Source organism: Clostridium omnivorum (assembly GCF_026012015.1).
GTDB classification, from domain to species: domain Bacteria; phylum Bacillota; class Clostridia; order Clostridiales; family Clostridiaceae; genus Clostridium_AX; species Clostridium_AX omnivorum.
Map to the genome: position 1 here is coordinate 1688782 of NZ_BRXR01000001.1, position 11964 is coordinate 1700745.

Annotated in this window: 13 protein-coding genes; 11 read left to right on the forward strand and 2 right to left on the reverse strand. The window is 33.3% G+C overall.

The window, feature by feature from the left end; all coding sequences use genetic code 11:
• Positions 1–51: 51 nt before the first annotated feature.
• On the reverse strand, positions 52–693 hold the full coding sequence (trhA, locus tag bsdE14_RS07745; RefSeq protein WP_264849357.1) for a PAQR family membrane homeostasis protein TrhA: 642 nt from the start codon (positions 691–693) through the stop codon (positions 52–54).
• Positions 694–988: 295 nt separating this feature from the next.
• Between trhA and bsdE14_RS07750 the strand changes: the two genes are divergently transcribed.
• The 8 genes from bsdE14_RS07750 (at position 989) to bsdE14_RS07785 (ending at position 8574) form a co-directional block, all read left to right on the forward strand.
• Positions 989–1957, forward strand: a complete 969-nt coding sequence (locus tag bsdE14_RS07750) for a glycosyltransferase family 2 protein (protein WP_264852241.1) — start codon at positions 989–991, stop codon at positions 1955–1957.
• A gap of 25 nt (positions 1958–1982) precedes the next feature.
• Positions 1983–4310: an ArnT family glycosyltransferase gene (locus tag bsdE14_RS07755; protein ID WP_264849358.1), complete on the forward strand. Its 2328-nt coding sequence runs from the start codon at positions 1983–1985 to the stop codon at positions 4308–4310.
• 175 nt (positions 4311–4485) lie between these two features.
• Positions 4486–4962: an NUDIX hydrolase gene (locus tag bsdE14_RS07760; RefSeq protein ID WP_264849359.1), complete on the forward strand. Its 477-nt coding sequence runs from the start codon at positions 4486–4488 to the stop codon at positions 4960–4962.
• Positions 4963–5021: 59 nt separating this feature from the next.
• The gene (locus bsdE14_RS07765) at positions 5022–5492 is read left to right on the forward strand and encodes a GNAT family N-acetyltransferase (protein WP_264849360.1); all 471 of its coding nucleotides are present in this window, start codon (positions 5022–5024) and stop codon (positions 5490–5492) included.
• A 29-nt stretch (positions 5493–5521) separates the two neighbouring features.
• A complete protein-coding gene (locus bsdE14_RS07770; RefSeq protein WP_264849361.1) occupies positions 5522–6448 on the forward strand; it encodes a serine hydrolase domain-containing protein in 927 nt (308 codons plus the stop codon).
• A gap of 81 nt (positions 6449–6529) precedes the next feature.
• Positions 6530–6874, forward strand: coding sequence for a hypothetical protein (locus bsdE14_RS07775; RefSeq protein WP_264849362.1), 345 nt, complete (start codon positions 6530–6532; stop codon positions 6872–6874).
• 81 nt (positions 6875–6955) lie between these two features.
• Positions 6956–7249 (forward strand): hypothetical protein, encoded by a 294-nt coding sequence (locus tag bsdE14_RS07780; RefSeq protein WP_264849363.1) that lies wholly within the window; start codon positions 6956–6958, stop codon positions 7247–7249.
• 251 nt (positions 7250–7500) lie between these two features.
• A complete protein-coding gene (locus tag bsdE14_RS07785) occupies positions 7501–8574 on the forward strand; it encodes an alpha/beta fold hydrolase (RefSeq protein WP_264849364.1) in 1074 nt (357 codons plus the stop codon).
• A 74-nt stretch (positions 8575–8648) separates the two neighbouring features.
• Here the strand turns inward: bsdE14_RS07785 and bsdE14_RS07790 are convergent, their stop codons facing one another.
• A complete protein-coding gene (locus tag bsdE14_RS07790) occupies positions 8649–8936 on the reverse strand; it encodes a hypothetical protein (RefSeq protein ID WP_264849365.1) in 288 nt (95 codons plus the stop codon).
• A 501-nt stretch (positions 8937–9437) separates the two neighbouring features.
• Here bsdE14_RS07790 and bsdE14_RS07795 point away from each other — a divergent pair.
• From bsdE14_RS07795 to bsdE14_RS07805, 3 genes are read left to right on the forward strand one after another with little or no spacing between them, the layout of a single operon-like run.
• Complete coding sequence (locus bsdE14_RS07795; RefSeq protein ID WP_264849366.1) at positions 9438–9737, forward strand: PqqD family peptide modification chaperone; 300 nt, start codon at positions 9438–9440, stop codon at positions 9735–9737.
• 3 nt (positions 9738–9740) lie between these two features.
• A complete protein-coding gene (locus bsdE14_RS07800) occupies positions 9741–10838 on the forward strand; it encodes a radical SAM/SPASM domain-containing protein (RefSeq protein WP_264849367.1) in 1098 nt (365 codons plus the stop codon).
• Positions 10839–10871: 33 nt separating this feature from the next.
• Positions 10872–11864, forward strand: a complete 993-nt coding sequence (locus bsdE14_RS07805; RefSeq protein ID WP_264849368.1) for a radical SAM/SPASM domain-containing protein — start codon at positions 10872–10874, stop codon at positions 11862–11864.
• The last annotated feature ends 100 nt before the right edge of the window (positions 11865–11964 follow it).

The window sequence follows — 11964 nt, forward strand, 5'->3', positions numbered from 1 at the left end:
GCCTCCTCCTGTTTTTTTATATTATACACTTAAATAGTATAGTATTTCAAATTATCTTACATTCAATAAACTCATTACTGAAAAGAAGTGGCACACACTTCCTCCAATTACGAATAGATGCCAAATGCCGTGATTAAACATAATTTTGTCTTTAGAGTAGATAACTGCTCCCACTGTATAAAGCACCCCTCCAATAACCAAAAACAATATTCCTGAAAATGGCATTGTAAGGTACAGTCTTCTTATTGTTCCTATAATTAGCCACCCCATTACTATGTAGAGCACCGTGGACAGTCTATCCTTTTTCCCTACTAAAAAGGCTTTTATTACAATTCCAATTACAGCACAGCCCCACACTATTCCGAATATAGTCCACCCTAAAGGCCCCCTAAGTACTGTTAGGCAAAAGGGTGTATAAGTTCCTGCAATCAATAGATAAATTGACATGTGGTCAAATTTTCTAAATAGTCTCTTTGCCTTTTTATTAGTCAAGCTGTGATATAAAGTTGACTCTAAATACAAAATCACTAGAGTTGAACCAAAAATAGTAAAGCTTACTACATGCCATGCAGTCCCCTTTACTGCCGAAAACACTATTAGTAGAACTAGTGCTGCTATTGCAAGTGCTGTTCCTATTCCATGGGTTACCGCATTTGCTATTTCCTCACCCTTGGTATAAAAATTTTCTTCCATGTTTCTCCTTTCCGGCTGGCATTACTAGTTTTGAGCTAAAAAAGAGGCCCATTTAATGTCACCTTAAAAAATTATTTTTACTTGTTATTATATGAATATAGAGCAAATAACTTTACTCATAAATTTTATCCTTTAATGCTATAATTATAATCCTTTATTTTAAAACAGGCTAGATATGGAAAATAACAATCACACAATTTTCACAAAATCTTTTGATATTAGTGCAACAATTGCTATCTATAATTATAAACAGATAAATGAAAAAAATAACACTATGGCTATAGGGGTGAAAAAAATGAGTAATGGAACTACATATTCTATTATTGTCCCACTGTATAATGAAGAATTGGTTGTTAATGAGAGTTACAGAAGATTAAAAGCAGTTATGGATTCAACAAAAGAAACTTATGAAGTTATCTTTATTAATGATGGAAGTAAAGATGCTACAAGAAAGCTAGCTGAAGATATATGCAAAAATGATGAAAATATAAAGCTTATCAACTTTTCCAGAAACTTTGGTCATCAAGCTGCAATTACAGCTGGAATGGAATTTTCAAAAGGAGCTGCAGTTATAGTAATAGATGCAGACCTTCAGGACCCTCCCGAAACTATCTTAGACATGATAGCTAAATGGAAGGAAGGCTTCCAGGTTGTATATGGCAAAAGATCCAAGAGAGAAGGAGAAACCAAATTTAAAAAACTTACCTCCAGCATGTATTATAGGCTGTTAAAAAGTATGACAAGTATAGAAATTCCAGTAGATACTGGTGACTTTAGATTGATTGATAGAAGGGTCTGCGACGCCCTCAATGCTCTGCCTGAAAAGAACAGATACGTACGTGGGCTTGTAAGCTGGGTAGGTTATAAGCAAACTTCTGTAGAGTTTGTAAGGCAGGAAAGATATGCTGGTGAAACTAAATATCCATTAAAGAAGATGCTGAAGTTGGCCTTTGATGGAATAACAGCCTTCTCCTTCAAGCCCTTAGTGCTTTCAGCCTATTTAGGCGGCTCCATGCTTGCAGTAGGCTTTATTTCACTTATTACAGTTATAATAAAAAATATAGTTGATGGTCTTAGTGTATTAAGCTTAGGAGTAGTATTGTCAGCTAATCTAATAATGTTTGGAATGATTTTATGCTCTCTAGGTATTATGGGACAATACCTTGGAAGAATTTTTGATGAAAGTAAAGATAGACCTAATTACATTATCGAAAGTATATCCTATTATAAAACTGCTGATCAAAAACATGAACTGATTGGCTAGTGTTTAGACTGGAAGGAGAATTGTAATGAAAAAACTAAAACTTACAAAAGAAAATATTGCGCTAGCACTGATAACAGTTCTGTCAGCAATTCTAAATTTAGGCAACCTAAGCATAGAAGGCACTGCAAATGCATATTATGCAGCAGCAGTAAAGAGCATGACTGTGAGTTTTAAAAACTTCTTTTTCGTAGCCTTTGACCCTGCTGGCTTTGTAACCATCGATAAGCCTCCACTTGGATTTTGGCTTCAAGCTATATCAGCAAAAATATTTGGCTACAGCGGTTGGAGCATACTTTTACCACAAGCTCTTGCAGGAGTAATTTCAGTAGTACTTATATATGTTATCGTTAAAAGATCCTTTGGAAGCGCTGCAGGGCTTATTTCAGCCTTATGTTTAGCCGTAACCCCTGTATTTGTAGCAGTAAGCAGAAATAATTCAGTAGATAACACACTTGTAATGGTATTACTTTTAGCTTGTTTAGCTCTATCCTCAGCAGCTGAAAAAGGTAAGTTTAAATATCTTATACTTAGTTTAGCCTTAGTTGGTGTGGGCTTTAATGTTAAAATGCTTCAAGCTTACATGATAGCACCAGCACTATATATTACTTATCTACTAACTACTTCAGTTTCCTTTAAGAAGAGAATAATTCATCTTGCTGCCGGTACAGCCGTTCTTGTAGCTGTTTCACTTTCTTGGGCTCTAATTGTGGATTCCATACCAGCAAGCAGCAGACCTTATGTAGACAGCAGTACAAATAACACAGTAATGGAGCTTATAACTGGCCACAATGGTATAGAAAGACTTAGTCTTAGCAGTAATTCAAACAATGGAGGTGGTGGAGCTCCTGGTGGTATGCCTGGCGGAAGAAATAATGATTCAAATTCATCGGCAGCTCAAAACCCAAACAGCAATAATTCTAATAGCTCTGAACAAAATCAAGCAAATCAAGGTTTCCCGGGAAATCCTCCTAGCGGTGATGGTAATACACAGGGTAACCCTCCAAGCGGTATGCCTGGAAACCCACCAAGTGGTGATGGACAAATGGGGCAAAGACCAGACGGAGACATGCAGGGCGGTCCTATGGGCGGAGGTTCATCTGGATTACAAGGTACCTTTGGTGGAGAAACTAAATCCGGAATTACAAGACTATTTTCAAAAAACATTCTTTCTGATCAAATAGTTTGGTTTATACCTCTTGCAGTTTTAGGCTTTATAGCCGCAGCAATCAAAGAAAAGTTAAACTACAAGTTGGATAATAAGAAAAAGCAAGCATTAATGCTATGGTTCATGTGGTTCCTACCTGTATTTATATACTTTAGCTTCAATACTGGTACCTTCCACAGCTACTACTTAACAATGCTGGCTCCAGCAGTTGCAGCACTGACAGGCATCGGTCTTACTTCAATGTGGGAGCTTTACAACGAAGGCGGATGGAAATCCTGGTACTTACCTGTATCACTATTGGCTAATGGAGCTGTGCAGCTATTAATGCAGTATTACTTTGTAAGTACCTCCAGTATTATTAAAGTATTAATGGTACTTCTAATAGTTCTATGCTTTGGATCTTCTATAGTTCTCGGCATATCTAATCTAGCAAAGAAGAACACTAATAACAATGATAAAATAAATCAAGAAAATAATAATAACTTTAAAAAGATTTTTGTAAGTCTAGCTATGATAGGACTTTTAATAACTCCTCTTGTTGGATCATCCACAGTGTTATTTACTAAACTTAATGGCTCCTTCCCAGCAGCAGGACTAGAGCTATTATCCAGTGTAGCAACACAAGGTGCTGGACAAATGGGTTCAAATGGTCCAATGGATATGGCTGGAAATAGTAATTCAAAGCTTATTGAGTACTTACAACAGAATAAAACAAGCTCACAAAAGTACTTGCTAGTTGTGTCAAATGCTAATGAAGCAGCAGATATAATAGTGCAGACAGGAGAACCAGTTATGGCAATTGGCGGATTCCTTGGCAATGATAAATCTATCACCCTAGATCAATTTAAAGAATTGGTTAAAAAGGGAGAAGTAAGATATGTTATGACTGGTGGCATGAAAGGCGGCGGCAGCGGAAACGCAAGCAATGAAATCATGAATTGGGTTCAGCAAACTGGTACGCTTGTTTCTTCTAGTGAATATGGAGTAACAAATGCTGCAACTAATCAAACTAATAACAATGCTTCTTCATCAAATACTCAAACTAATACTAGTAATACCGATTCAGCTAATGCTAAAACTAATAATAACAATGCATCTCAAGATAATCAAAGACATGATGGCTTTGGCGGTGGAAACTCCGGACAATTATATGACCTAAAAGCATATACTGATAGCTTAACTAAATAATTTTCTCATGGCAGTAGAGGTGAATTCCTCTGCTGCCTTTTTATTCTAAGTTTCATGAACTCCCTCTCATTATTCATAAGCATATCATAGCCAATTGATAATTACTGGAATATAATACTATATTTTGATACAATGGTATTGTTATAGTTTAAACATAATAAATGGAGGTTGCGTCATGGACATTACTTATTATAACAATGATAAAACCGTTTTTAATTATAGAACTTGTGCAGTTATTACAGATGATAAAAGAATGTTGCTGCATAAAGGAAAGAATGATGATTTTTGGACACTTGTTGGCGGCAGAGTACAAATGCTAGAGTCCTCAGAGGCTGCTATAAAAAGAGAGATAAAAGAGGAATTGGGAGAAACCGTTGAAATTAATGGTTTGCTATGGACACTAGAAAACTTTTTTAAATTAAAAGGCAATAGCTTTCATGAGCTTTCAACCATTTATTCTGTTAGCCTTACAAAAGGCTCCTGGCTGCTAAATCAAAAGACTTCATTTAATGGATTGGAAGGTGAAAGGCTAATATATAAATGGTTTACTGTTAATGAGCTTAAGGAGCTAAATATTAAGCCAAGCTTTTTAAAAGAAAGACTAATGTGCTTGCCTAATAGTCCAAGCCACATAATTTATAGTGAATATTAGCTTTATTATGTCATATACATGAGATGATATATTAATGGTTATTTTTGAGGGGGAAATTTATGATAGAATTACGTAAAATCACATTTGATAATTTTGATGAGTGCATTAAATTAGAGCCAAATGAAAATCAAAAGAGTTTTGTTGCAAGCAATATACGCAGCCTCGCACAGGCCTATGTTGCATTAACAAACAACGACTGCATTCCTATGCCCTATGCCATATATGCCGATGATATTATGGTAGGGTTCATAATGATGTCCTACGCTGAAGAAGATGAGGATGGTTTTGAAACGGCTTATTGGGTATGGAGATTTATGATTGACAAAAATCATCAAGAAAAAGGTTATGGCAAGGAAGCTATGACAAAGGCTCTTGACTTAATTAGAACCTTCCCACACGGAAAGACTTCTTCAGTTTATCTTTCCTATGAACTAGAGAATGTAGTTGCAAAAGCTCTCTATGCTTCTTTCGGCTTTGTTGAGACTGGCAGAATAGAAGATGGTGAAATGGTAGCAAAACTTACTTTATAAATATATAAAAATTGATGGAGAACGATAAGATGAAAAATAATTTATTAAACGATATGATATTATCAATAGAAAAACAAAACTTACATGTGCTTAATGTAGTTGTTAGGCAAAATGGTGAAGTAATTGCTAAACATGATTTTGAAGAGGAAAAGCCAATTCTTTTATGGTCAATAAGCAAAACCTTTACTTCTATGGCAGTTGGAATTGCAATTAGTGAAGGCTACTTTAAAATAACTGACCATGTTATAGATTTTTTTCCTAACATCCCAGCTGCATATTTAAGTGAAAATCTTAAAAAGGTTACAATTCATGATCTGCTTTGCATGGGATCTGGACATGCTGAATGTCCAATATTTAAAGCTGATAGAGAAGGTAATGGAATATATGATATCTCCCAATTATTCTTTGAAGAACCCTTTTTATACGAGCCAGGTACTCATTTTACCTATGACAATACAGCAACCTACATGCTTTCAAAAATTATTGGCATTACAACAGGCACTAACTTAGATGAGTACTTAGAAAAAAGAATATTTCAGCCGCTAGACATACAAAAGCCTAAATGGGATACATGTCCAAAAGGGACTCCACTAGGATTTTCAGGCTTACGTTTAACTGCAAATCAATTATCTAAATTTGGGCAATTACTTCTTAATAAAGGCCTATGGGATGGCAAGCAGCTTATTCCTTCAAGCTATATAGAACAGGCAGCCTCTGTTCAAATTAAAACCTACGATTTCAACGAATTCTTTGCAACAGAAGATCATCATCAAGGATATGGTTATCAAATGTGGATGAACTCATATCCAAATTCCTATCGAATGGATGGTCTATATGGTCAATATGTTGTAATGCTGCCAGATAAAAACGCTGTTGTTACCTTTGTTTCTAATGAACCTGAAAAAATGACAGCGATTCTTGAGCTTACATGGAAAACAATAGTGGATAAACTATAAGTATATTGAAGACTAGGAGCATAACAATACTATGCTCCTAAACACTTTTTTAAAATTATTGAATGATTAGAAGGTGAAATTATGATGAGTTCTATACTAAGTTACCTAAAGAAAATTTTAATCTTAACTTTTATAAATCTCATTATTGTTGTATTAGTGTATCTAATTAAAAAACAGTTTACATTGTATAATGTTGGTTATGGCTTATCTATTGGTGGTATAGTAATGTGTATCCTAGGGGCTCTTGCTTTGATGGGATTTGGAAATATAGCCAATATAGATGCTCGAAATACTTATGCAGCTAGATATGACGGAGAAAAATTTGGCAGACAGTACATTAAGGAAAGAAATAAAAATAGAAGCTTCACCTTACTTATGCTTTTGTCTGGTCTTTTCTCCTTAATACTTGGATATTTAATAAGATAGTGGGTGTATATTATGAATATAAGTATTACAAAAGCTGAAGCTGCCACTTTATAATTAAGAATTTAGAGGAGTGATTACAAAATGTACTATGTAAAATCACTTATGTATAGAAATCCAGTAATATCAGCGCTTATCATAAACACCATTACTTTGTTTGTCGCTGTATATTCAGTATTCTACGATGAATATTGGCTATTAGCATGGATGCCTTTAGTTGGCATTTTGAACAGGAAAATCATTAATAAAGGCGAAAATATTAACAAACAGAAAAAGAACTTTATTTTAGTCAGCCTTGTTTTTATGATTATATGCTTTTTAGCCTATTCTTTTCATATGCATAATATAAGAATTAATCAAATTATGAATGGTCTATAGGCTTTTTATATTTAAGTTCAAAAGTGCATAATATTATTAAGACTATTGCTATTGATAAGAAGGATTTGCTTACGCCAATAGAATTATATAGGACCTGCAATTAAAAATTCTATTATAGCAAAGAAAGTGAGCAGCAATTTCAAGTCTATATTTTACATTTTTTACATGATATAATTAAATTAGGGGAGAGTTGAGACTTTTCATTTCACACTTCTATTTTCCACAAAAAACAAGAGTGGAGCTGAATCACTATGAAAAAAAAACTAACGAATATACTAAAAGTGATATTCTTAATTATAATTGCCGTTATTTTATTATTTTTTCTTATTCGATCTATCATAAGCCATAACACGTTAAAAAACTCAACAAGTAAAAACAAAGTAAGTGAACTACAACAGATAAAGCTGCAAAATAAAATGCAGACTGTACTTCTAGAAGGAAAATCAAAAGACTTGCCTATCTTAATAACAGTTCATGGAGGTCCAGGCACCCCTATTCCTTTCAGTATTGGAGCTAGAAATGCATTTCCTGAATTAACAGATAAATATATTATGGTTTATTGGGACCAATACGGCTGTGGAAAAAATTATTCCCCTCTTAATAATGAAATTACAATTGAAAACTATGTAAACATGTTAGCAGACCTAGTAATGGAAATAAGAAAGCAGTATCCAGATAATAAAATATATCTTTTGGGAATGTCCTGGGGATCAATATTGACCTGTAAAGTATCTAACCGTCTGCCGGATATAATAAGTGGAGTTATAGTCTATGGGCAGATAGTAAATAATCTTGGAAAAAACGAAGATGCATACAATCAATTGATTCGATGTAATTTAAAAAAAGAAGAAAGACAAGTATTGGATCAGGTTATGAAATCTGATAATTGTGATTTTGAATCTCGCCTAGAGGTTTACTCATTAATAGGCAAATATACAAATGGGTATTTTTATAAAGATAAAGGTGAAAGTAATTCTAAAATATATAAATTGATTCTTGGAATGTTTTTTAGCCCAGATTACACACTAACAGATGCCTATAATTCTCTTATTGGCGGCAACAAAAATGTTCAAATGAATTCAAATCTTTTAAAAGAAATGTTTAATACTGATTTGTCAAAGGAACTTTCTAATGTAAAGATTCCATATCTAATTTTACAGGGTAAGGAGGATACAATAGCTTCAACTTCTACTGTAGAAACTCTAGCTTCACATTCTAATAACCCAAATTTAAAAGTTAAGGTGCTTGAAAAATCCGGACATATTCCTACGAATAATTGCTTTAAAAAAATTATTGATACAGTAATAAATTATCAAACTAAATAATACCACTTAATGCTTTAAATTATGGTGCCTAGTATTAAAAGTACCAATAAAATTACTTTTAGTAAATTGTAGGTTTACCATTGGGGGTTGTGTATGAAAACTAAATTTAGCCTTTGGTCATTTATACTTTCTTTAATTTGCTTAATAGCTTTTTTAGTTTCGTCATTCTCAAAAAAAGCACTTGAATTTATAACTAGTTCTATGCATGTCCATCCAATGTATGTTGTATTATGCTTATCTTTGGTTACATTCACTTTGGGCTTAATTGGCTTTGCTGCAGCAACCAATTGGAAATTGTTATTAAGAAGTATTTTAACGGTCCTCATAGCCTTTACTTTGTCTGTATTAACACTGTTTATCATACTTGGAGCAAATATGTTTCAATTCACATAATACTTAATATTTATTTAAGAATAACTATAATAGTTATTCTTTTTTTGTTGAAGTTGTTTTAAGCTATACACCCTATTTTGTTGAAAACATTTACAATTATGTTATATATTTGGTATAATTGTTATGACTTTACTCTAATGTTCTTTACATTAATGTAAAACTAATATTTATGATTACAAGGGGGTGAATTAAATGGAAAATCAAACAACTATTGCTCTAGATCTTTCTAAGGAATTAGAAATAGTAGATGCTTGGGCATCTGGATGTTGTTCTAACACAGCAGATCCTACTGAAATTTAGCTTTATTCTTTACTAATGACATTTAAAAATTAAATCAAATTTTTTAAGCATAAGTTTGGCAAGTTCTATTATTAAAATCAAATGATAAAGTCAAACTTATGTTTAATCAAAGATTTGTTATGATTTCGTTTATATAATTCTGATAAATAGATAAAAGAGGTGTATTTAAAATGAATGCTACTACAACTTTATGCAACAATGACTTTTTAGTTATACATCCATCAACAATCATGAGACAAGAAGATGAAAACAAATGGTTAGTTTTTTTTCCGCCAACTCGCGGACTCCATTTTATTAAAAATATAGGCAAAGAAATACTTGATTTATGTAATGGCGAGCAATCAGTAAGCAGCATATCAGAAATTATCTCCAATAAATATAATCTTGAATTAGCTGAAACTAGTAATTACATATTAAATTTTCTTAATGAATTATTTATTCGTAATGTGATTATAAAAAAGGGGGAGTAATTTATGTTAACTAGCTTAAAAGCCCCTATTTTTGCTGCACTTAGCATAACCAAAAAATGCAACTTAAAATGTGTTCACTGTTATGCTAGTGGAGGCGAAAGGGATAAAAATGAACTAACTGATGATGAGTTAAAAAATGTTATTAAGCAATTAATTGATATGGGAATATTGAACATAGATTTCTTAGGCGGTGAACCCTTCGAAAGAGAAAACTTTCCAGAACTAATTCAAATGGTTATTGACGCAGGCCTCAGGCTTAATGTTACAACCAATGGAACACTTATTACCGAAGACTGGCTGGATAAGTACGGAAAAAACATATCTCTTCTTAGAATAGCTCTAGATTCGCCAATCCCAGAAGAACATGATAAATTTAGGGGTGTTCCAGGTTCCTGGCATAAGACTTATAATTCAGTTAAGTCTGCAGTAGATAGAAAGATTAACGTAACATTAGTAACAACTTACCACCGAAAAAATACTCATCAATTAAGCGATATGGTAAGCCTAGCTGCCAATCTAGGAGTTGCAGGTTATGCCAACACATGCCTCTTTCCATCTGGAAGAGGAAAAAGTCTAGAAGAAGATGTTTTTTCTGTAGAGGATATGAAAGAATTTCTCACCGAATGGGGAAATCAAAGAAAGATATTAAAAGAAAAGAATATTCGTCTAAAGCTAATAGATGAAACACCTATTACCATTTTACTAGCTGATAAGTCTGGTTACGAAAATGAGTATCTAACATTTAAAGCTAATTGTGCTAACAAAACTCCTACATGCAGAGCTTGTACTGCTGGTTTACTTCAAGTTCATTTGACTCCTACTGGACATCTAATACCTTGTGGCGGAATGGAAGGTATAAAAGAACTTCAGACAGATGACAACGATGTTAGATTGCATTCAATTGAACACATTTGGAAAAACTCATGGATTTTTAATGCAATGAGAGATCGTCTATATACGGACAAGCCTTATTCAATAAATGACAAATGTAACAAATGCGAATTTTTACAATATTGTGGTGGTGGCTGCCGTGCTGCGGCATATTTAACACATGGCAATTTTGAGAAGGCTGACTCATTTTGTTGGTATGAGCCAAAATAATACTGTATTATTTTAATTTAGGAGAAAATCATTATGTTAGAAAGAGTGGTTATATCTATTACAAATAGATGCAATCTTCACTGTATTCATTGTTATGCTAATAGTGGACAAGAAGATTCTAATACATTAACAACTACAGAGCTTGAAAGAATTGTTGAGCAAGTAGCAAGGTCCAGTGCACAGTATTTAATTATTTCTGGTGGAGAACCTATGCTAACTCCAGATAGATTAGAATGTGTAGCTATTAATGCAAATAAGCTTGGATTAAAAACTATACTAACAACAAATGGAACTCTAATAGATAGCCATACAGCCAAATGGCTGAAAAGGCTTAAAATTGATACAGTTCAAATAAGTCTTGATTCAGATAGAGCTGAAGAACATGAATTTATTAGAGGAAAGGGCACATTTAGAAGTGCTGTTAATGGAATACAAACCATTGTGGATAATGGACTAAACTGCCATATTATGATGGTTGCCTTTAAACACAATGTAGAGCGAATAAGCAGCTTAGCTATTCTCTCAAAAGAATTGGGTGTGAATTTGCTTGCAGTAGATAGGTTCGTTCCTACTGGCAGAGGAAAATTTTCTGATAACCTTGATTTAAGTAAAGATGAGTTAATTAAACTCCATTCTCAAGTTTTAGAAATAAAAAATGAAAAATATATACCAATTTCTACAAATGACCCTATTTGTAATGCCATATATTTAAAAAGAATGGGATTACAAAACTTTGACTGGGCAAAAGATGCTAACTTGGGTTGTACTGCCGGAACGCGTTTATGTATGATTTCAGCTAACGGAGTTGTCTATCCATGTACCTTCATTAATGTTCCAATTGGAAATATTCGCGAAAATAATTTAAAGGATATATTAGAAAATAGTCCCTTGATTACAGCTTTAAAAGAAAGGGATAAATTTAAAGGCAAATGTGGTAACTGTAATGTCCGCTATATATGTGGCGGTTGTCGTGCACATGCTCTTAGTACATATAAAGATATATTGGAAGAAGATCCCTGTTGTTAATTGCTATGATATAATTAAAGTAAGGTAAGAAACATCTCAACCCTATATATAAACTTAATATATAAGGTTGAGATATTTATATCGGGCAAATATATTTCAG

Coding starts and splice junctions, on each gene's coding strand:
- bsdE14_RS07750 (WP_264852241.1), top strand. CDS start 989: ATGAGTAATGGAACTACATATTCTATTATTGTCCCACTGTATAATGAA.
- bsdE14_RS07755 (WP_264849358.1), top strand. CDS start 1,983: ATGAAAAAACTAAAACTTACAAAAGAAAATATTGCGCTAGCACTGATA.
- bsdE14_RS07795 (WP_264849366.1), top strand. CDS start 9,438: ATGAATGCTACTACAACTTTATGCAACAATGACTTTTTAGTTATACAT.
- bsdE14_RS07800 (WP_264849367.1), top strand. CDS start 9,741: ATGTTAACTAGCTTAAAAGCCCCTATTTTTGCTGCACTTAGCATAACC.
- bsdE14_RS07785 (WP_264849364.1), top strand. CDS start 7,501: ATGAAAAAAAAACTAACGAATATACTAAAAGTGATATTCTTAATTATA.
- bsdE14_RS07805 (WP_264849368.1), top strand. CDS start 10,872: ATGTTAGAAAGAGTGGTTATATCTATTACAAATAGATGCAATCTTCAC.
- bsdE14_RS07760 (WP_264849359.1), top strand. CDS start 4,486: ATGGACATTACTTATTATAACAATGATAAAACCGTTTTTAATTATAGA.
- trhA (WP_264849357.1), bottom strand. CDS start 693: ATGGAAGAAAATTTTTATACCAAGGGTGAGGAAATAGCAAATGCGGTA.
- bsdE14_RS07770 (WP_264849361.1), top strand. CDS start 5,522: ATGAAAAATAATTTATTAAACGATATGATATTATCAATAGAAAAACAA.
- bsdE14_RS07765 (WP_264849360.1), top strand. CDS start 5,022: ATGATAGAATTACGTAAAATCACATTTGATAATTTTGATGAGTGCATT.
- bsdE14_RS07790 (WP_264849365.1), bottom strand. CDS start 8,936: ATGATAAACAGTGTTAATACAGACAAAGTAAAGGCTATGAGGACCGTT.
- bsdE14_RS07775 (WP_264849362.1), top strand. CDS start 6,530: ATGATGAGTTCTATACTAAGTTACCTAAAGAAAATTTTAATCTTAACT.
- bsdE14_RS07780 (WP_264849363.1), top strand. CDS start 6,956: ATGTACTATGTAAAATCACTTATGTATAGAAATCCAGTAATATCAGCG.